The sequence below is a fragment of the Micromonospora chokoriensis genome, from assembly GCF_000718555.1.
Taxonomy (GTDB): Bacteria; Actinomycetota; Actinomycetes; order Mycobacteriales; family Micromonosporaceae; genus Micromonospora; species Micromonospora chokoriensis_B.
The window spans coordinates 42,006-62,102 of sequence record NZ_JOAN01000012.1; the positions used below are offsets into that span (position 1 = coordinate 42,006).

Annotated in this window: 14 protein-coding genes; 6 read left to right on the forward strand and 8 right to left on the reverse strand. The window is 70.3% G+C overall.

Annotated elements, in window-relative coordinates:
• Positions 1-47 precede the first annotated feature (47 nt).
• Together IF46_RS0117315 and nrdR are read right to left on the reverse strand one after the other, a co-directional pair.
• Entirely contained in the window at positions 48-2,921 is a 2,874-nt protein-coding gene (locus IF46_RS0117315) for a vitamin B12-dependent ribonucleotide reductase (protein ID WP_420063576.1), read from the reverse strand.
• 67 nt (positions 2,922-2,988) lie between these two features.
• The gene (nrdR, locus tag IF46_RS0117320) at positions 2,989-3,477 is read right to left on the reverse strand and encodes a transcriptional regulator NrdR (protein WP_030489394.1); all 489 of its coding nucleotides are present in this window, start codon (positions 3,475-3,477) and stop codon (positions 2,989-2,991) included.
• A gap of 539 nt (positions 3,478-4,016) precedes the next feature.
• Between nrdR and lexA the strand changes: the two genes are divergently transcribed.
• Positions 4,017-4,802 (forward strand): transcriptional repressor LexA, encoded by a 786-nt coding sequence (lexA, locus tag IF46_RS0117325; RefSeq protein WP_030489395.1) that lies wholly within the window; start codon positions 4,017-4,019, stop codon positions 4,800-4,802.
• 73 nt (positions 4,803-4,875) lie between these two features.
• Here lexA and IF46_RS0117330 read toward each other — a convergent pair whose 3' ends face one another.
• Together IF46_RS0117330 and hflX are read right to left on the reverse strand one after the other, a co-directional pair.
• Positions 4,876-6,639 carry a hypothetical protein gene (locus IF46_RS0117330; RefSeq protein WP_030489396.1) on the reverse strand — a complete coding sequence of 588 codons (1,764 nt, stop codon included), beginning with the start codon at positions 6,637-6,639 and terminating at the stop codon, positions 4,876-4,878.
• 50 nt (positions 6,640-6,689) lie between these two features.
• Entirely contained in the window at positions 6,690-8,147 is a 1,458-nt protein-coding gene (gene hflX, locus IF46_RS0117335; protein ID WP_036392390.1) for a GTPase HflX, read from the reverse strand.
• Positions 8,148-8,330: 183 nt separating this feature from the next.
• On the opposite strand from hflX, the gene IF46_RS0117340 reads away from it, so the two are divergent.
• Complete coding sequence (locus tag IF46_RS0117340) at positions 8,331-9,797, forward strand: NAD-dependent malic enzyme (protein WP_030489398.1); 1,467 nt, start codon at positions 8,331-8,333, stop codon at positions 9,795-9,797.
• Between the two features lie 105 nt (positions 9,798-9,902).
• Here IF46_RS0117340 and dapF read toward each other — a convergent pair whose 3' ends face one another.
• Genes dapF through IF46_RS0117355 form a run of 3 tightly spaced genes read right to left on the reverse strand, consistent with a single transcriptional unit; the run spans position 9,903 to position 12,392 of the window.
• Positions 9,903-10,748: a diaminopimelate epimerase gene (gene dapF / locus IF46_RS0117345; RefSeq protein ID WP_030489399.1), complete on the reverse strand. Its 846-nt coding sequence runs from the start codon at positions 10,746-10,748 to the stop codon at positions 9,903-9,905.
• Between the two features lie 7 nt (positions 10,749-10,755).
• The gene (gene miaA / locus IF46_RS0117350; RefSeq protein ID WP_232234075.1) at positions 10,756-11,691 is read right to left on the reverse strand and encodes a tRNA (adenosine(37)-N6)-dimethylallyltransferase MiaA; all 936 of its coding nucleotides are present in this window, start codon (positions 11,689-11,691) and stop codon (positions 10,756-10,758) included.
• The gene (locus IF46_RS0117355) at positions 11,676-12,392 is read right to left on the reverse strand and encodes a hypothetical protein (protein WP_030489401.1); all 717 of its coding nucleotides are present in this window, start codon (positions 12,390-12,392) and stop codon (positions 11,676-11,678) included. The genes miaA and IF46_RS0117355 overlap by 16 nt, the downstream gene beginning before the upstream one ends.
• A gap of 201 nt (positions 12,393-12,593) precedes the next feature.
• Here IF46_RS0117355 and IF46_RS0117360 point away from each other — a divergent pair, with 201 nt between their 5' ends.
• The 3 genes from IF46_RS0117360 (at position 12,594) to IF46_RS0117370 (ending at position 17,416) form a co-directional block, all read left to right on the forward strand.
• Positions 12,594-13,802: a DUF349 domain-containing protein gene (locus IF46_RS0117360; protein WP_030489402.1), complete on the forward strand. Its 1,209-nt coding sequence runs from the start codon at positions 12,594-12,596 to the stop codon at positions 13,800-13,802.
• 429 nt (positions 13,803-14,231) lie between these two features.
• Positions 14,232-15,815 carry a cellulase family glycosylhydrolase gene (locus tag IF46_RS0117365; RefSeq protein ID WP_030489403.1) on the forward strand — a complete coding sequence of 528 codons (1,584 nt, stop codon included), beginning with the start codon at positions 14,232-14,234 and terminating at the stop codon, positions 15,813-15,815.
• A 236-nt stretch (positions 15,816-16,051) separates the two neighbouring features.
• Positions 16,052-17,416, forward strand: a complete 1,365-nt coding sequence (locus IF46_RS0117370; RefSeq protein ID WP_030489404.1) for a cellulose binding domain-containing protein — start codon at positions 16,052-16,054, stop codon at positions 17,414-17,416.
• Positions 17,417-17,455: 39 nt separating this feature from the next.
• On the opposite strand, the gene miaB is transcribed toward IF46_RS0117370, so the two are convergent.
• Positions 17,456-18,994, reverse strand: coding sequence for a tRNA (N6-isopentenyl adenosine(37)-C2)-methylthiotransferase MiaB (miaB, locus tag IF46_RS0117375; RefSeq protein ID WP_051723977.1), 1,539 nt, complete (start codon positions 18,992-18,994; stop codon positions 17,456-17,458).
• Positions 18,995-19,170: 176 nt separating this feature from the next.
• On the opposite strand from miaB, the gene IF46_RS0117380 reads away from it, so the two are divergent.
• Entirely contained in the window at positions 19,171-20,079 is a 909-nt protein-coding gene (locus IF46_RS0117380) for an alpha/beta fold hydrolase (RefSeq protein ID WP_051723978.1), read from the forward strand.
• Positions 20,080-20,097 lie beyond the last annotated feature (18 nt).

A 20,097-nucleotide genomic window follows, 5' to 3' on the forward strand; every position in this document is an offset into this window, starting at 1 on the left:
TTCCTCTTAGGAGTTACTCACGGGAGACAGGCATCTACTTCCCGGTTTCAGCTGCAGCCGCTGGTGGAGCCGCAGCCCTCGCAGACGTAGCAGCTACCGGCGGGGCGCATCTTCGTACCGCAGGTGAAGCAGAGCGGTGCGTCGGCGGCCTTGCCGATCACGGCCTCCAGCAGTTCGGTGCTGGAACCCACGCTCGGAGCCGGCTTCGCGGCGGCCACATCGGCCATCTCCTGGGCCGGCTGGGCGAGCGCCTCCGGCTTGGCCGGGGCCTCCACCGGTGCGGACGACGCCATAACGGTCAGCTCCACGCCGGTGGCGGCGGCGGCTTCCGCGTCGGCCTCGGCCCGCAGCTGGGCGGCCCGCTCGCTGGCGGTGAAGATGCCCAGTTCGGCACGGCGCTCGTAGGGCAGGAAGTCCAGCGCCAGGCGACGGAAGATGTAGTCCATCACCGAGGCCGCCATCCGCACGTCCGGGTCGTCGGTCATGCCGGCCGGCTCGAAGCGCATGTTGGTGAACTTGCTGACGAACGTCTCCAGCGGCACGCCGTACTGCAGTCCGATGCTGATGGCCACCGAGAAGGCGTCCATCACGCCGGCCAGGGTCGAGCCCTGCTTGGACATCTTCAGGAAGACCTCACCGAGGCCGTCGTCCGGGTAGGACGACGCGGTCAGGTAACCCTCGGCGCCACCGACGGAGAAGCTGACCGTCTCGGACGGGCGCTTCTTCGGCAGGCGCTTGCGCACCGGCCGGTACTCGATGACCTTCTCGACCGCGGCCGGCGCGGCCGGCGCGGTCTCGACGGCGGCCGCCTCGGTGGCCTTGTTGGACTTGCCCACCGAGAGCGGCTGGCCAACCTTGCAGTTGTCCCGGTAGATCGCCAGCGCCTTCAGGCCGAGCTTCCAGCCCTCGAAGTAGATCTTCTCGATGTCCTCGACGGTGGCCGCCTCCGGCATGTTGACCGTCTTGGAGATGGCGCCGGAGACGAACGGCTGGATGGCCGCCATCATCCGCACGTGGCCCATCGGGGCGATGGTCCGCTCGCCCATGGCGCAGTCGAAGACCGGGTAGTGCTCCGGCTTGAGGCCGGGGGCGTCCACCACGTGGCCGTGGTCGGCGATGTGCTCGACGATCGCCTCGACCTGCTCCTCCGGGTAACCGAGGCTACGCAGGGCGCGCGGAACCGTCTGGTTGACGATCTGCATCGAACCGCCGCCGACCAGCTTCTTGAACTTGACAAGCGCCAGGTCCGGCTCCACGCCGGTCGTGTCGCAGTCCATCATGAAGCCGATCGTGCCGGTCGGGGCGAGGACGCTGGCCTGCGCGTTGCGCCAACCGTTCTTATCGCCGATCTTGTTGCCCAGGGTCCACTGCTTGGTCGCCTCACGGACGATCGCGGTGGCCACCGGGCTGGTCGGCTTGATCTCGTCGTTGGCCGCGGCGTGCTTGCGCATGACCCGCTTGTGCGGCTCGGCGTTGCGGGCGTAACCGTCGTACGGGCCGACGACGCCAGCCAGCTCGGCCGAGCGGCGGTAGGCGGTGCCGGTCATCAGGGACGTGATCGACGCGGCGACCGAGCGGCCCTGCTCCGAGTCGTACGGCAGGCCGGTGGCCATCAGCAGGGCGCCCAGGTTGGCGTAGCCGATGCCGAGCTGCCGGTAGGCGCGGGACGTCTCACCGATCTTCTCGGTCGGGAAGTCCGCGAAGCAGATCGAGATGTCCATCGCGGTGATGACGAACTCGACGGACTTGACGAACTTCTCCACCTCGAAGCCACCGTCGGCGCGGAGGAACTTCATCAGGTTGAGCGAGGCCAGGTTGCACGAGGAATTGTCCAGGTGCAGGTACTCCGAGCACGGGTTCGACGCGGTGATCCGCCCGGTCTCCGGGCAAGTGTGCCAGTCGTTGATCGTGTCGTCGTACTGCAGACCGGGGTCGGCGCACTCCCAGGCAGCCTGGGAGATGGAGCGGAATAGGTTCTTGGCGTCGACGGTCTCGATCACCGAGCCGTCCAGCCGGCCGCGCAGGTCGAAGCCCTTGCCGTTCTCCACCGCCGACATGAACTCGTCGGAGACCCGAACCGAGTTGTTGGCGTTCTGGTACTGCACGCTGACGATGTCGGAGCCGCCGAGGTCCATGTCGAACCCGGCGTCCCGCAGCGCGCGGATCTTGTCCTCCTCGCGCGCCTTCGTGACCACGAACTCCTGGATGTCCGGGTGGTCGACGTCGATGATGACCATCTTGGCCGCCCGGCGGGTCGCGCCGCCGGACTTGATGGTGCCGGCGGAGGCGTCCGCGCCGCGCATGAAGCTGACCGGGCCGGAGGCGTTGCCGCCGGAGGAGAGCAGCTCACGGGACGAGCGGATCCGCGACAGGTTGACCCCGGAGCCGGAGCCGCCCTTGAAGATCAGCCCCTCCTCCTTGTACCAGTCGAGGATCGAGTCCATCGAGTCGTCGACGGCCAGGATGAAGCAGGCGCTGACCTGCTGCGGCGACGGCGTTCCGACGTTGAACCAGACCGGCGAGTTGAAGCTGAACACCTGGTTGAGCAGCATCCAGGTCAGCTCGTGCGCGAAGACCTCGGCGTCGGCCGGGCTGGCGAAGTAGCCGTACTCCTCACCAGCGGTGCGGTAGGTGGTGACCACCCGGTCGATCAACTGCTTGAGCGACCACTCCCGCTCCGGGGTCCCCACCGCGCCCCGGAAGTACTTGGTGGTGACGATGTTGGCCGCGTTGACGCTCCACGACTCCGGGAACTCCACCCCACGCTGCTCGAAGTTGATCGAGCCGTCCCGCCAGTTCGTCATCACGACGTCACGGCGCTCCCAGGAGAGCTCGTCGTACGGGTGGACCCCCTCGGTCGTCCACACCCGCTCGATCTTCAGCCCCGCGCCTGCCTTGCTTCGTGAACGGCTAGTAGTCACGCCGTTGCCCCCCTCGTCTGCGCGGTCACCCACCGCGCGTCCCAATCTCTTGAAAAACTGTGAAGACTCAGCTGGTACGGCCGGCGGCCTCGGCCGCATCGGCCCGGGCCCGCGCCGCGGCCCGCAACGTCTCGATCTCGCGCTCGAAGTCGGCGAGCGAGTCGAACGAGCGATAGACGCTGGCGAACCGCAGGTAGGCGATCTCGTCCAGGTCGCGCAGCGGACCCAGGATCGCCAGGCCCACGTCATGGCTGGGAATCTCGGCGGCCCCCTTGGCCCGGACCGTCTCCTCCACCCGCTGCGCGAGCAGCGCGAGTGAGTCGTCGTCCACCGGCCGGCCCTGGCACGCCTTACGCACCCCGCCGATGATCTTCGTGCGACTGAACGGCTCGGTCACCCCGCTGCGTTTGACGACCGCGAGGACCGCCTCCTCGACGGTAGTGAACCGCTTGCCGCACTCCGGGCAGGACCGCCGCCGTCGAATGAGCTGGCCGTCGTCGGCCTCCCGCGAGTCGACCACCCGGGAGTCAGCGTGCCGGCAGTACGGACACCGCATGGCGTACCTCCCAATCATGATCAACCACGTCGAACCGGACGCACCCGGGCACGGCTCATCACGGCGGTGCCATGCGTTCATGGCGCCCGCCGTGACGAAGGTTACGAGAGTGCGGTCGGTAGTCAGACCCAACCTGTAGGCAACTTGCGCCCGTGTAACTACTACATCTAGGGGTCGACCGTATGTCGCCGAGGAAGCCGGGTCAAGTTGACTGGCGCGTTCGGCGCGTCACGGACCATCCGGCCAGCCACGCCCCGCACCGCGCCCGAAGACCCAACGCCACGACCCCGCCGGGGTTATCGGCCAGCAGGCCGGAGTGGGCCGGAAAACAGGCGATGATCGAACACCAGTGCTACCTGACGTACCATTTATCAGAACATCCGTACGACCGGAGTGCTTTTTCACCCCGACACGCCGGTGAGAGGTCGTACAGATGTTTGAAAATGACCGATCTCACCTATACGGTCATGAACATCGTGGCACCAACCGCACGCACCACGAGCCGACGAGGCACCCAGCGCCGACCAGGGAGGACGGACGTGACCGAGGACCGGGCCAGCCGGCCGAAGAGCCCGCAGCAGATCACCGAGGCGGGCCCGCCGGCCACCCGACGCCGCAGCGCCGCGCGCAGCCGGACGGGTCAGCCCGCCGTGCGCCCGGTCACCCCGGTGGTCAGCGCCTTCCCCGACCCGGCGACGGTCGACCTGACCGCCCGCCAGCGCCGCATCCTGGAATTCATCCGCAACTGGGTGGAGCGACACGGCTACCCGCCGAGCGTCCGGGAGATCGGCGAGGCGGTCGGCCTGGTGTCGCCGTCCAGCGTCGCCTACCAGCTCAAGGAGCTGGAGAAGAAGGGCTTCCTGCGCCGCGACCCGAACCGGCCGCGCGCGGTGGACGTCCGTGCCCCCAGCGAGGCGATCGACGACGAGCTGTCGAGGGCTCAGCGGCCGACCCCGGCGTACGTGCCGATGCTCGGCCGCATCGCCGCCGGTGGCCCGATCCTCGCCGAGCAGGCTGTGGAGGACATCTTCCCACTCCCCCGCGAGCTGGTGGGTGAGGGCGAGGTCTTCATGCTCCAGGTCAAGGGCGACTCGATGCTCGACGCGGCGATCTGTGACGGCGACTGGGTGGTCGTCCGGCAGCAGCCGACCGCCGACTCGGGCGAGATCGTGGCCGCCATGCTCGACGGCGAGGCGACCGTCAAGACCTACCGGCGGCGCGACGGGCACGTCTGGCTGATGCCACAGAACCCTGCCTTCGACCCGATCCCCGGTGACGACGCCACCATCATGGGCCGGGTCGTGGCGGTGCTACGCCGGATCTGACCGGTCGGCGGGTGGGTGCCCTGGGTGCTCACCCGTTCCGCTGGTCAGGGGCGGGAGAGCAGCTCAGCGCCGCTCAGTAGCGGTCGCCCCGGTGACCGCGACCGCCCCCGGGATACGGGTCGCCGGGCGCGTCGTCGTCGCGTCGGCGGCCAGGCCGCTGGCCCCGGTAGTCGGGCTCCGGCCCACCACGCCGGGGCGGTTCCGCTCGACCGGTGCCGGGTTGACCGCCGTCGCCGCCGTACACGCCGCCGCCCTGCGGACGACCACCACCAGCCTGCGGACGACCACCACCAGCCTGCGGACGACCGCCACCACCTTGCGGACGACCGCCAGCGCCCTGCGGACGACCGCCGCCACTGACCGGGGGACGACCGCCACCACCCTGCGGACGACCGCCACCCGCCGGGGGACGACCACCACCCGCCGGGGGACGGCTGCCGCCGCCATACACACCTGCGCCACCGCCGTCCGGCCGTGGCGCACCGTAACCACCATCTGCCGCCACCGGTCGGCCGCCACCGCCGTACACGGCGCCACCCGCCGGGGCCGGGCCGCCGCGAGCCGCACCGCCGCCGTAGACCGCCCCGCCAGCCGGCGCGCCGCCCCCGTAGACACCAGCCCTCCGGTCACCACCGGCCGGCGAGCCGTCGCCGGCTCGGCCGCGCGGGCCGAACGTCTCGCCCTCCGGGCCCGATGTGTCGGACGCGTCGTCGGTCGGCGGCCGACGGCGGGCTTGAACGATGCCGAAGATGCCGGCCGCGACCAACAGCAGGCCGATCAGCCCGACCGCCCCGACCAGGTACGTGATGTCGTCAAGGCCGAGCCCGGCAGTCCAGGAGGACTTGGCGGCGGCCGGCTTTCCGTCATCCTCCGGACCCAGTGGCACGGCGGTAGAGCTGGACGGCGTGTAACTGAGGATGTCGAGCGGCTCGTCGTCGGTGAACCGACCCGCGTCGGAGACGGTGAGGAAGGACTTCCCGTCCGGGCTGTAGCTGATCGCCTCACCGAACGGGTCGGCCAACGGCGTCACCCGCGGCTTGCCGGTGGTGAGCGCGCCCAGGATGTCACCACCGGTCACGTCGAACTCGAAGGCATCCGCGTAGGTGCGCAGGACCACCCGGGAGCCGTCCGGTGACCGGGACGCGCCAGTGATGGCGACCCGGCCGAACGTGTTGAGCGTGTTCTCCGTCTGCGTCTTCGGCAAGGCGATCTCGCCGGCCTTCCGCATCGGCACCGGGTCGGTGTCGCCACTCTTCAGCGCCGCCGACGGGGTGTAGATCCCGGCCTTGCCGCTTGTCACCTTGGTGATGATCAGCGGTTTTCCGTCGTCGCCGATGAGCAGCGCCTCGGCGTCGTGCGGTTTGGCCTCGGGGTAGGCGAGCCGGTGCAGCGTCGGCGACTTGGCGCCGGTGACCGGCATCGACCAGAGCGCGACGCGGGTGCGGCGTTCCTTCGAGTCGGCGTTGTCACCGATGTCGGCGATCCAGAGGGTCTTGCCGTCCTTGGAAAGAGCGAGGTCCTCGGTGTCGAACGGGCCCTGCCCCGAGTAGCGGACCGGCTCCTTCGAGATCTTGCACTTGCTGTCCAGGAAGAAGACCCGCTTGCGCTCCGCGATCTCGGTGCCGTCGTTGATGACGATGAAGCCGCTCTTGGTGGCGACCAGCCCGGACAGCTCCCGTAGGCGCTCATCGGTGATCGTGCACCGCTTCTGACCGGGATTGGCGGCGGGCGGCCCGGACGACCCGGGGGCGGGAGCCGCCGCAGCGACTCCGGCGAACGCCACGGTTGCCCCGAGCAGGCCGAGGGCAACCGTGACCGAGGAAACAGCGCGGCGCATTCGGCCAGTGTCGCATGCCGCACGTTTCCTGTGGATGACGCCGTGGCCGCTCAGGACCGGCTGCCGGCCGCCGCCTGCCCCTGGCGCTCGACGTCGAACGCCGCCAGCTCCGCGGCCAACTCCGCACCGACGCGGACGTGCATCAGGGTGCCCTCCGGCAGGTGCGACGTGCTGAGCACCTCACCCGTACGGTGCACCCGAGCCACCAGGTCGCCCCGGTCGTACGGCAGCACGGCCCGGACCTCCACGGCCGGGCGCGGCAGTCGCTCCTCGATCGCCGCGCGCAACCCGTCGATGCCCCGCCCGGAGTGCGCGGACACGAAGATCGCGTCCGGCCAGAGCCGCTTGAGTCGCAGCAGCGTGTCCTCGTCGGCCGCGTCGGTCTTGTTGATCACCAACAGCTCGGGGAGCCGATCCGCGCTCACCTCGGCGAGCACCTCGTGCACCGCCCGGACCTGCTCCTCCGGATCCGGGTGGGTGCCGTCGACGACGTGCACCACCAGATCCGCCTCCGCGACCTCCTCAAGCGTCGAGCGGAACGCCTCGACGATCTGGTGCGGCAGGTGCCGGACGAAGCCGACCGTGTCGGAGAGGGTGTAGAGCCGCCCGTCCGACGTGGTGGCCTTGCGGGTCGTCGGGTCCAGTGTGGCGAACAGCGCGTTCTCCACCAGCACGCCCGCGCCGGTCAGGCGGTTGAGCAGGCTGGACTTGCCGGCGTTGGTGTAGCCGGCGATGGCGACCGCGGGGACGGCGTTGCGGGAGCGCCGGGAGCGCTTGGTCACGCGTACCGTCTTCATGCTCTTGATCTCGCGACGGAGTCGGGAGATGCGGTGACGAATGCGCCGCTTGTCGGTCTCCAGCTTGGTCTCACCGGGACCACGTGTGCCCACGCCGCCACCGGCGCCACCGCCGCGACCGCTACCGCCGCTCTGCCGGGACAGCGTCTCGCCCCAACCGCGAAGCCTCGGCAGCAGATATTGGAGCTGGGCCAGCTCGACCTGCGCCTTACCTTCCCTGCTCTTGGCGTGCTGGGCGAAGATGTCGAGGATCAGCGCCGTGCGGTCGACGACCTTGACCTTGGTGCGCTGCTCCAGGTTGCGCAGCTGCGACGGGGACAGCTCACCGTCGCAGATGACCGTGTCGGCGCCGGTGGAGAGCACCACCGCGCCGAGATCGTCGACCTTGCCGCGGCCGATGTAGGTGGCCGGGTCGGGTCGGGTACGGCGTTGAATGAGCCCTTCGAGCACCTGGGAGCCGGCGGTCTCGGCCAGCGCGGCAAGCTCGGTCAGCGAGTTTTCCGCGTCGGTCACCGTGCCCTCGGTCCAGACGCCCACCAGGACGACCCGCTCCAGCCGCAGCTGGCGGTATTCCACCTCGGTGACGTCGGTGAGCTCGGTTGACAGGCCCGGGACGCGTCGGAGGGACTGCCGCTCCGACAGCTCCATCTCGCCGGTGGTGACGTCGTCGAGCTCGTCCTCGACGGGGACAAAGCTCTCCTGGTCTCGCAAGCGGTTCTCCTGTCCGATTTGATAAGTAGAACGTAATCCTGACATGACGCAACGCCGAACGCACCTGCTATATGCCCATGGTGAAGGTCGCCAAAAGCGGGGGCGAATGCTGGCCGGTCGCGACAACCCGGTAGAAATGCGGGCGGCGGCCGATCGGCCGCACAGCCGTTACGGAGGGATCCCGTGGCCATCACCCGACTGCCGAGCGCCGGATTTTCGATCACCATCCGGATCGCCGTGACCGCGGACGCCTCCTCGATCGGCCGGCTCACCACCTCCGTCGGTGAGGCCGGGGCGATCGTCACGGCGCTGGACGTGGTGGACTCGGACCCGACCCACGTGATCGTCGACCTGACCTGTGACACCGCCGACGCCGGTCACGCCGACCAGGTGGTCGAGGCGTTGACCGCGCTGGACGGCGTGGACGTGCGCAAGGTCTCGGACCGGACGTTCCTCCTGCACCTGGGCGGCAAGATCGAGGTGACCTCGAAGGTCGCGCTGCGCAACCGCGACGAGCTGTCCCGCGCGTACACCCCGGGGGTGGCCCGGGTCTGCATGGCGATCGCGGAGAACCCGGCGGACGCCCGGCGACTGACCATCAAGCGCAACACCGTCGCGGTGGTCAGCGACGGCTCAGCGGTGCTCGGCCTGGGCAACCTCGGCCCCGCCGCGTCGCTGCCGGTGATGGAGGGCAAGGCGGCGCTGTTCAAGCGCTTCGGCGGGGTCGACGCCTGGCCGGTGGTGCTGGACACCCAGGACACCGACGAGATCGTGCAGATCGTCAAGGCGATCGCACCGGCGTACGGCGGCATCAACCTGGAGGACATCGCCGCGCCGCGCTGCTTCGAGATCGAGGCCCGGCTGCGCGAGGCGCTGGACATCCCGGTCTTCCACGACGATCAGCACGGCACCGCGATCTGCGTGCTGGCCGCGCTGACCAACGCGCTGCGGGTGGTGGGCAAGCGGCTCGAGGACGTCCGGGTGGTCGTCTCCGGCGCCGGCGCGGCCGGTACCGCGATCATGAAGCTGCTGCTGCGCCAGGGCGTCGGCGACATCATCGCGTACGACCGGCAGGGCGCCCTGCACCGTGGGCTGACCGGGCTCAACTCGGCGTGGCAGTGGCTGGCGGAGAACACCAACAAGGAGAACTACGCAGGCGACCTGCCCGGCGCGATCCGGGGCGCCGACGTGTTCATCGGGGTCAGCGCGCCGAACCTGCTCACCGGCGAGGACATCGCGCAGATGGCCAAGGACTCGATTGTCTTCGCGCTCGCCAACCCGGACCCGGAGGTCGACCCGCGGGAGGCGCGCAAGTACGCCGCCGTGGTCGCCACCGGCCGCTCGGACCAGCCGAACCAGATCAACAACGTGCTGGCGTTCCCCGGGGTGTTCCGCGGCATGCTGGACGCGCACGCGGAGGAGTTCACCGAGGAGATGGCCCTCGCGGCGGCTCGGGCCATCGCGGACGTGGTCGGCGAGGAAAAGATCAACCCGACGGTGATCGTGCCGAGCGTCTTCGACTCCCGGGTCGCCCCGGCGGTCGCCGCCGCCGTCCGCGCCGCCGCGCACAACCCGAGCCCGCTGCCGGCCGCCGACCCCGGCCCGGCAGACCTCCCGGAGATCGCGGCAAACGCCAGCGCCACCCCGTAACCCCCCCCCCGGCCCGCCCCGCCCACCTGACCCCGTTGATCAAGAGGTTTGCGTCAGGAGCAGCACGAATCCTGACGCAAACCTCTTGATCAACATGGTGAGGGCTTAGGGGTGCAGGGTGGAGAGGTCGACCTCGCCGGTTGCTACTAGGACGGCGGGGCCGGAGAGCCAGCAGGAGGTCTCGGTGACCGTGACCGTCAGGCGGCCGCCGGGGACGTCGACGGCGACCACTCCGGTGTCCCGTCCGGCGTCGCGCAGGGCCACCGCACCCACCGCACAGGCACCGGTGCCGCAGGACAGGGTCTCGGCGCTGCCGCGCTCGTAGACCCGCATCAGGCTGTGCACGTCGGTGCCGTCGACCGGGTCGCCGGCCACGATGAACTCCACGTTCACCCCGCTCGGAAAGACCGTCGGGTCGAACCCGGGCGCGACGGTCAGGTCCAGCGCCGACAGCTCCACGCCGGCCGGTAGGACGCACACCAGGTGCGGGTTGCCGATGTCCACCACCGCACCGGTCAGGGTCAGCTCGCCGAGGGTGGCGGCCGAGTTGTCGTACACCTGAGGTCGGCGCATCTCGACGGACACGGCGTCGCCCTCGACCAGCGCGCGCACGACGCCGGCCCGGGTGGCCACCGGCAGCGCCGCGCCGGCCGGCGTGGCCAACCCGGTGTCGAGCAGGTAGCGCACGAAGACCCGGGCGCCGTTGCCGCACATCTCGGCGAACGAGCCGTCGGAGTTCCAGTAGTCCATGAACCACTCGGCCTCGCCGGCCAGCCCGGCGCCGTCCGGATGCTTGGCCGCGCGGACCACCCGCAGCACGCCGTCCGCGCCGATGCCCCGACGTCTGTCGCAGAGCGCCGCGACCAGCTCCGGGGTCAAGTCGAGCTGACCGTCCGGGTCGGGAAGGAGGACGAAGTCGTTGCCGGTGCCGTGGCCCTTGGTGAACTCCACCGCCCCATTATCGCGTCTCGGCCGGCACCAGACGCAGGGCGGCCCCGATCAGGTCCGGGGTCGCCGAGTCCAGCCAGTGGATCCGGGGGTCGCGGCGGAACCAGGACCGCTGCCGGCGCACGAAGCGCCGGGTGGCCCGGACCGTCTCGTCGTGCGCCTGCGGCTCGGTCAACTCACCGGCGAGCATGCGCAACACCTGCTGGTAGCCCAGCGCCCGACTCGCCGTACGCCCCTCGGGCAGCCCGTGTGCGACCAACTTGCGGGTCTCCGGCACCAGGCCGTCGGCCCACATCCGGTCCACCCGCAGCGCGATCCGCTCGTCCAGCAGGCCGGTGTCCAGGTCGACGCCGAGCTGCACCGACGGGTAGTACGGCGTGGGCTGCGGCAGCGAGGCGGCGAACGGCGCGCCAGTGAGCTCGATCACCTCCAAGGCCCGCACGATCCGTCGACCGTTGCCGGGCAGGATGCTCTCGGCGGCGACCGGGTCGGCGGCGCGCAGCCGCGCGTACAGCGGGGCCGGGCCGACCTCGGCCAACTCCTGTTCCAGCCGCTCCCGCAACGCCGCGTCGGTGCCGGGGAACTCGAAGTGCTCCAGCACCGCCCGCACATACAGCCCGGACCCACCGACCAGCAGCGGCACCCGCCCCCGGGACAGGATGTCGTCGACCGCCGCGCGGGCCAGCCGCTGGTACTCCGCGACGCTCGCCGGCTCGGTGACCTCCCAGATGTCCAGCAGGTGGTGGGGCACCCCGTCCCGCTCGGCGAGGGTCAGCTTGGCGGTGCCGATGTCCATGCCCCGGTAGAGCTGCATCGAGTCGGCGTTGACCACCTCCCCGTCGAGAGCGTGCGCCAACGCGATGCTCAGCGCCGACTTACCGGCCGCGGTCGGGCCGACCACCGCGACGACCGTGCCGGCTCCGTCGCTTGTCACACCCGCTCCCAGGACGCCACGAAGTAGGCCACACCGTAGGGGGCGGTGTCGTGCAACAGCTCGCCGCGCCACCCTCCGCCGGCCGCCCGGGCCGCGCCGGCGAGCACCTGCCAGGAGGCGCGACCGGCGGCCTTCAGCTCCGCCGACACCACCGGGTCGAGGTCGAGCAGGACGTCCAGGTCCGCGTCGGCAAGCGCCGCGGCAACCCGCTGGTCGTACGGCAGAGCGCGCGCGTCGTCGTACCCGGGAGCTTTCTCACCCCGGCAGGCCGACCCGTCCCCGAGCACCAGCAGCGCCACCCGGTCACCCGCGGCGTCGACCCCGTCCGCGAGCGCGGCCAACTCGGCCGGGCCGGCGTCGGCTGCCACCTGCACGGCCGACACCGGCGCAATCGTCTCGTGCCGGGCCAGCAACCACGCGCCGATGGTCAGGCTCAGCGGCAGCACAGCGCCCCGGTCCGGTTGGCCGGGGACCAGCGGCACGTCCAGGTCGACACCCCACGGCTGGAGGGAACCGGTCGCCGGGGTGCTGATCGGGCCGGTCACCGGGCCGGTGCCCAGCAGCACCACAATGTCCGGTTCGGCGGCCAGCAGCCGGCGTACGGAGGTGTCACAGGCCGCCCGTAGCTCGTCCAGCTCCGGGGCCGCGGAGCCGGCCACCTCGGGCACGAGCAGGGGCGGATGCGGGCAGACGGAAGCAGCGACCAGTGGCACCCGTTCACCGTAGCGGGAATCCCCGGTGCGTCTCCGAGCCGATCCGGTCATTCGGCCCCTAGGACACCGTATGGTCACGGTCGGCGATAGGCGCTCGACGCGGACCGGGTCGGACCTGTGACAATGCCGGAAGCAACTTAGCTGCGCCGTGGCGGCGACGGGGGATCGATCCCTCGACGCCGGGAGAACGAGGATGGGCACATGAGCGACTGGACTGCCTTCGGACGGGTGGACGCGGACGGCACCGTTTACGTCAAGACCACCGAGGGCGAGCGGGTGGTCGGATCCTGGCAGGCGGGAGCGCCGGAGGAGGGCCTGGCACACTTCGCACGCCGCTTCGCCGACCTGGTGACCGAGGTGGACCTGACCGAAGCGCGACTCAAGTCGGGTGCGGCGGATGCCGGACACTCGTTGAGCACGATCCGGCGGATCCGCACCACGCTGCCCGAGGCCAACGTGGTCGGCGACATCGACGCGCTGGCCACCCGCCTGGACAAGCTGGCGACCCTCGCCGAAGAGAAGGCCGGCGAAGCACGCGCCGCCCGGGACGCCGCTCGCGGCGAAGCCCTGGCCCGCAAGACCGCGCTGGTCGAGGAGGCCGAGAAGCTCGCCGCCGAATCCACCGGCTGGAAGACCGCCGGGGACCGGCTCAAGGAGATCCTCGACGAGTGGAAGACCATTCGTGGGGTCGACAAGAAGGCCGACGGTGAGCTGTGGAAGCGGTTCGCCGCCGCCCGGGACGGGTTCACCCGCCGCCGCGGCGCCCACTTCGCCTCCCTGGACTCGCAGCGCAAGCAGGCGCAGACCGCCAAGGAGGAGCTGGTCGCCGAAGCGGAGAAGCTTCAGGAATCCACCGACTGGGCGGCCACCGCCAACCAGCTCAAGGACCTGATGACCCAGTGGAAGGCCGCTCCGCGCGCCTCCAAGGAGGCCGAGCAGAAGCTCTGGGAACGGTTCCGGGGTGCGCAGGACGCCTTCTTCAGCCGACGCAGCGAGGTCTTCTCCGCCCGGGACAACGAGCAGCGCGGCAACCTGGAGCGCAAGCAGGCCCTGATCGCCGAGGCCGAGGCGTTGGACATCGACGCCGACCCGAAGGGCGCCCAGGCCAAGCTGCGGGACATCCAGGCGCAGTGGCACGAGGCCGGCCGGGTGCCCCGCGAGGCAGCCGCCGGGCTGGAGCGCCGCCTGCGCGTCATCGACGACAAGGTCCGTGAGGTGATGGACTCGGCGTGGCGCCGCACCACCAAGGAGGACAACCCGCTGCTCGCCCAGATGCGGGCACAGGTGGCGGAGGCCGAGGACCGGCTGGCCCGGGCGCAGAGCGCCGGGGACGCACGCCGGGTCAAGGAGGCCGAGCAGGCCCTCGCCTCCAAGCGGCAGTTCCTCCAGCTCGCCGAGCAGGCCGGCTGATCTGACACCGTCCGGAGCCCTCGGTCCCACCCGGGACCGGGGGCTCCCACGTGTCCGGCCCTACAGCCGTCAAGGTCACGCTCGATCCAGGATGTAGTGGCCACGACGCGCCGGGATGCCACTACATCCATGTTCGAGCGCGATCACGCGAGTGGGCCCGGCGGCGGGGCGGCGGGGGCGGGGCCGGGTTGACGCATCGACGTGGCCTGATCAGAATGAGCGACGGAGTCAGGTAGGGCCACCGGCACGAGGGCGACGAAGGCGGAGCAACCGCCGTCGAGGGTTGTCGGTGAGCTTCCGCGAGTGTCCACGTCCGCGTGACATGGGCCGTCGCGCACTGTCCGCGTACCCCTGGGGAAGCGTGACGTGCCCACGGCCGCCCGCCGGCGTCGCCAACCGATGACGCCGAGCCTCCGAAGTGGAGCTCGAATGTTCCGTCCCAAAGCTCTCGGCGGCGCGCTTACCGCGCTCGCCACCGTCGCGGCCGGCGTGTTCCTCGCCGCCGCCACCAATACCAGCCCGGCCGTGGCCGCTGGCACCGGCACCGGTTATCTGCACACCAGCGGCAACCAGATCGTGGACAGCACCGGCGCCACGGTCCGGTTGACCGGCATCAACTGGTTCGGCATGGAGACCGACAACAAGACCTTCCACGGGCTGTGGTCGAGCAACCCGTGGCGCGGGCAGCTCGACACGATGGCCCGGTTGGGTTACAACACGTTGCGGGTGCCGTACTCGAACGACGCGCTGAAGGCGGGTGCGACCGCCACCGGGATCAACGACTTCGTCAACCCGGACCTGGTGGGGCTGTCGCCGTTGCAGATCCTCGACAAGGTGATCGACTACGCCGGCAGCAAGGGCATGCGGATCATCCTGGATCGGCACCGGCCGACGGCGGCCGGGCAGTCGCCACTCTGGTACACGTCGACGGTCTCCGAGGCGACCTGGATCAACGACTGGAAGATGCTCGCCCAGCGGTACGCGGGCAACCCCACCGTGATCGGCGCCGACCTGCACAACGAGCCGCACGCGGAGGGCACCAATCCGGCGGCCACCGGCGCGTGTTGGGGCTGCGGTGACACCACTCGGGACTGGCGGCTCGCCGCCGAGCGGGCCGGGAACGCCATCCTCGGCGTCCAGCCCAACTGGTTGATCTTCGTGGAGGGGGTGAGCTGCCCCAGTGGTGGTCTCTCCAACGTGTGGGACAACGACCCGAGCAACGACGAGGACTGCGGTTGGTGGGGTGGCAACCTGTCGAAGGCGGGTCAGTTCCCGGTCCGGCTGAACGTGGCGAACCGGTTGGTCTACTCGCCGCACGAGTACGCCACCTCGGTCTACCGGCAGACCTGGTTCGACGCCCCGGACTACCCGGCGAACATGCCGGCGATCTGGGACAAGTACTTCGGTTACCTCTACAAGCAGAACATCGCGCCGATCATGATGGGTGAGTTCGGCAGCACCCTGGCCGACCCGAAGGACAAGGTGTGGCTGGAGCGGTTGATGGCCTACACCGGCACCGGGGTGACCGGGATGTCCTTCACCTACTGGTCGTGGAACCCCAACTCGGGTGACACCGGCGGTATCGCGTTGGACGACTGGACGAACATCAACACCGCCAAGCAGGCGATCCTCCAGCCGTACCTGATCGCGCCGTCCGGCGGTGGCACCAGCGGGCCGCCGACGGGTGGGCCGACGGATCCGCCGACCGGCGCCTGCACGGCCACCTACCGGCAGGTCAACGCCTGGCAGGGCGGTTTCCAGGGTGAGTTGACCGTGAAGAACACCGGCTCGGCCGCGGTGAACCCGTGGTCGGTCACCTGGGCCTGGCCGTCTGGGGTGACGCTGGGCAGTGGCTGGAACGCGACCGTCACGCAGTCCGGCACGACGGTCACCGCCGCCGCTCCGAGCCACGCCCCATCTCTGCCGGCGGGTGGGTCGGTCACCGTGGGCTTCACCGCCAACGGCACGGCCAGCGCGCCGGGCACCGTGAAACTCAACGGCGCCAGCTGCTGAACTACCGGGACGGCCGGTGCGCAACGCATTGGCCGTCCCGGGCATTTACATCCATAGGCTTCTATGCTTTTATCGGGAAAGCGCTTGCCTCTCCGTCGGTAGGCGCAAGCGCGGGAGCCGCTTTCCTTCACGAACCTGCACTGGCGGGCCCGAGGACCACTGGTCCCGGCCGAGATTCGCCGCCCACGGGCATGGGCGTCGCGACACCTCCGTCCGCCTGATCGAAAGGAAGCAGCATGCGCACAGGACGGCGTCGAATGACGCTGATCGCCAGCACCGCCGCAGCCACCGCCACCCTCGTCACCGCCGGGCTGCTGACGTCCGGCTCCGCTCAGGCGGCCGCCGGGTGCCAGGTGGCCTACTCGGTCGCCAGTCAGTGGCCGGGCGGGTTCACCGGCAACGTCACAGTCACCAACCTCGGCGACCCGGTCTCCGGGTGGACGCTGCGCTGGTCGTACGGGGCCGGCCAACAGGTCAGCCAGGCATGGGGGGCCACCGTCTCGCAGAGCGGCGGGCAGGTCTCAGCGACAAACGTCGACTACAACGGCAACCTGGCGACCAACGGCAGCACCACGTTCGGCTTCAACGCGAGCTGGAACAACTCCAGCAACCCGGCCCCGGCCAGCTTCACCCTGAACAACGTCGCCTGCACCGGCAGCACCACCCCGACCACGCCGCCGCCCACCACCCCGCCACCGACCACCCCGCCACCGACGACCCCGCCGCCGACGAGCAACCCGCCGCAGACCGGCCTGGTCGGATGGGCCACCCAGAACGGCGGCACCAGCGGCGGCGGAAACGCCGCGACGACCACCGTCACCAACGCCTCCGCACTCACCAGCGCGTTGAACGCGACCGGCGCGGCGGTGATCCGAGTGTCCGGAACGATCTCATGCTCGGGCATGCTGCGGGTCCGGTCCAACAAGACCATCCTCGGCAACTCCGGCGCGACAATCGCCGGCTGCGGGCTCAACATCAACGGTGACCGCAACGTGATCATCCGGAACCTGAACTTCCGGGACTGGAACGACGACGCGATCAACGTGCAGGAGTCGGCCACCAACATCTGGATCGACCACAACAGCTTCAGCAACGGGTACGACGGCTCCGTCGACATCAAGCGCGGCTCGGACTTCATCACCGTCTCGTGGAACCGGGTCTTCAACCACGACAAGAACATGCTGCTCGGCCACAGCGACGACAACGCCAGCCAGGACGTCGGTCACCTGCGGGTGAGCTACCACCACAACTGGTTCGACGGCAGCAACCAGCGCAACCCCCGGGTGCGCTTCGGCAACCCGGTGCACGTGTACAACAACTACTACCGGGCCAACGGCGGCTACGGCGTGGCATCGACCGAGAACGCCGGCGTGCTCGTCGAGGGCAACTACTTTGAGAACGTCGACGACCCGTACCACCTGGGTGAGGGCGACTCCGGGCCCGGCAGCCTGGTCGCCCGCAACAACCACTTCGTCAACTCGTCCACCGGCCAGACCGGCGGCAGCGTGGCCAGCATCCCGTACTCGTACCAGCTGGACACCGCGAGCAACGTCAAGTCCATCGTGACGGCGGGTGCCGGCGCCGGCCGGATCACCGTCTGACCGAGGAAGGGCCCCTCGTCGAGGGGCCCTTCCGTGCGGTCAGTGCGTGGCGCAGCCAGCGGTGGGCGCGGGCGCGACCGGCGGTGCGCCGATCGTCGGCAGACCGAGCAACACCCCAGGGGTACGCGGAGAGCGGCCCGCCTCGGCCGCGTCGCCGGCCCGGGTGCGCCGGTGCGCCAGCGGCGCTCCGTCGGCGTTCAGGTGGTGCGGCGCGGCGTAGGTGATCGTGGTGTGCACGATGTCCCCCGGCCGGATCTGGCCAGCGAGGGATTCCCCGCCGGGAGTCTCGGTCGCGAAGTGCACCAGCCGACCGTCGCGGGCCCGACCGGACATCCGGCCGGTCCGCTCGTCCTTACGGCCCTCGCCGAGGGCGACAAGCACCTCGACGGTCTCCCCGACGAGGCGCTTGTTCTCCGCCCAGCTGATCTCCTCGACGCAGGCGACCAACCGCTCGTAGCGCTCCTGCACGACCTGCTTGGGCAGCTGATCGTCCATGGTCGCGGCGGGGGTGCCGGGCCGCTTCGAGTACTGGAAGGTGAAGGCCGAGGAGAACCGGGCCTCGCGGACCACGTCCAGGGTGCGCTGGAAGTCGGCCTCGGTCTCACCGGGGAAGCCGACGATGATGTCGGTGGTGATCGCCGCGTCCGGCATCGCAGCCCGGACCTTCTCGATGATCCCCAGGTAACGCTCGGAGCGGTAGGACCGGCGCATCGCCTTCAGGACGTCGTCGGAGCCGGACTGCAACGGCATGTGCAGCGAGTGGCAGACGTTCGGTGTCTCGGCCATCGCGGCGATCACGTCGTCGGTGAAGTCCTTCGGGTGCGGGCTGGTGAACCGGACCCGCTCCAACCCGTCGATGTCGCCGCAGGCCCGCAGCAGCTTGCCGAACGCGTAGCGGTCACCGAACTCCACGCCGTAGGAGTTGACGTTCTGCCCGAGCAGGGTCACCTCCAGCACACCCTCGTCGACCAGGGCACGCACCTCGGAGAGGATGTCGCCGGGGCGCCGGTCCTTCTCCTTGCCGCGCAGCGCCGGCACGATGCAGAACGTGCAGGTGTTGTTGCACCCCACCGAGATCGACACCCAGCCGGCGTACGTCGACTCACGGCGGGTGGGCAGCGTGGAGGGGAAGACGTCGAGGGACTCCAGGATCTCCACCTCGGCGGCGGCGTTGTGCCGGGCCCGCTCCAGCAGCACCGGGAGCGCGCCGATGTTGTGGGTGCCGAAGACCACGTCCACCCAGGGCGCCTTGCGGACGATCTCGCCCCGGTCCTTCTGGGCCAGGCAGCCGCCCACCGCGATCTGCATCCCGGGGTGCTTGTCCTTCACCGGGCGCAGACGACCGAGGTTGCCGTAGAGCCGGTTGTCCGCGTTCTCCCGCACGGCGCAGGTGTTGAATACGACAATGTCCGGGGTGTCGTCGGTCGGCACCGCGCGCACATAGCCGGCCTGTTCGAGCAGGCCGGAGATCCGCTCAGAATCGTGCACGTTCATCTGGCAGCCGTACGTCACGACGTTGTAGGTCCTAGCCACCCTCTTGGTGCCCCTTCCCCTCGGGCTACCAGGGTAGCGGCCCATTCGGGTGCCCCAACTCACCGGGCATTGACCCGGCGGCCCATGGCGGGCATCCACGACGGGCAGTACGCTGCACAACAAGAATGTGTTCTGGGCGATTTCGGGGGCTTTGCACTCGGTGCCGACGATGCGCGGCTCCGTTCACGGGGGAGCACATGACGACCCGCGGGAGGCCAACCGTGACGCGACAAGATGCGACACAACGCACCGTCACGACGCCGGACGGACGGCATCTCGCCGTGGAGACCTCGGGCTCGCCGGACGGACCCGCGGTCTTCCTGCTGCACGGCACCCCGGGCAGCCGCAGCGGCCCCCGACCCCGAGGCATCGTCGTCTACCGCCTCGGCGTGCACCTCGTCTGCTATGACCGACCCGGGTACGGCGACTCCGACCGGCACGAGGGCCGGCGGGTGGCCGACGCCGCGGCCGACGTGGCGGCGATCGCCGACGACCTCGGCATCGACCGGTTCGCGGTGGTGGGCCGATCCGGTGGTGGGCCGCATGCCCTGGCCTGCGCCGCGCTGCTGCCGGACCGGGTCACCCGGGCCGCCGTGCTGGTGGGGCTCGCCCCGGCCGGCGCACCCGACCTCGACTGGTACGCCGGCATGGCCGAGACGAACGTGGAGGACTACGGGCAGGCCGACGAGGACCTGGCCGAGCTGACGCTCAACCTGAAGGTCCGCGCGGATGAGGCCCGACGGGACCCGATGACGCTGCTTGACTTCCTCCGCCCGCAGTTGCCCGACGAGGACATCCGGGTCGTCGACGACGTCGCGATCCGCCGGCTACTGACCGACATGTACGCCGAGGCGCTGCGACACGGCCCCGAGGGGTGGATCGACGACGTGCTGGCGATCCGGCGCGGCTGGGGGTTCGACCTCGGCGCCATCCGCGCAGAGGTCCGGCTCTGGCACGGCGAGCAGGACCGCTTCTCCCCGGTGGAGCACTCCCACTGGCTCGCCTCGCGGATCCCGCGCGCCGAGGTGCAGGTGCAGCCCGGCGCCGCCCACTTCGGGGCGGTGGAGATCCTGCCGCAGACCCTGACCTGGCTGGCCACGCCGGCCCTCGCGACCAGCCCGCAGGTCTGAGCGCCCGACCCGGCCCGG

Bases quoted from the DNA above. Each gene is read 5' to 3' on its own strand.
- nrdR (WP_030489394.1), bottom strand. From the start codon at position 3,477: ATGCGGTGTCCGTACTGCCGGCACGCTGACTCCCGGGTGGTCGACTCG.
- IF46_RS0117330 (WP_030489396.1), bottom strand. From the start codon at position 6,639: ATGCGCCGCGCTGTTTCCTCGGTCACGGTTGCCCTCGGCCTGCTCGGG.
- IF46_RS0117360 (WP_030489402.1), top strand. From the start codon at position 12,594: ATGAGCGACTGGACTGCCTTCGGACGGGTGGACGCGGACGGCACCGTT.
- IF46_RS0117365 (WP_030489403.1), top strand. From the start codon at position 14,232: ATGTTCCGTCCCAAAGCTCTCGGCGGCGCGCTTACCGCGCTCGCCACC.
- IF46_RS0117370 (WP_030489404.1), top strand. From the start codon at position 16,052: ATGCGCACAGGACGGCGTCGAATGACGCTGATCGCCAGCACCGCCGCA.
- miaB (WP_051723977.1), bottom strand. From the start codon at position 18,994: ATGGGCCGCTACCCTGGTAGCCCGAGGGGAAGGGGCACCAAGAGGGTG.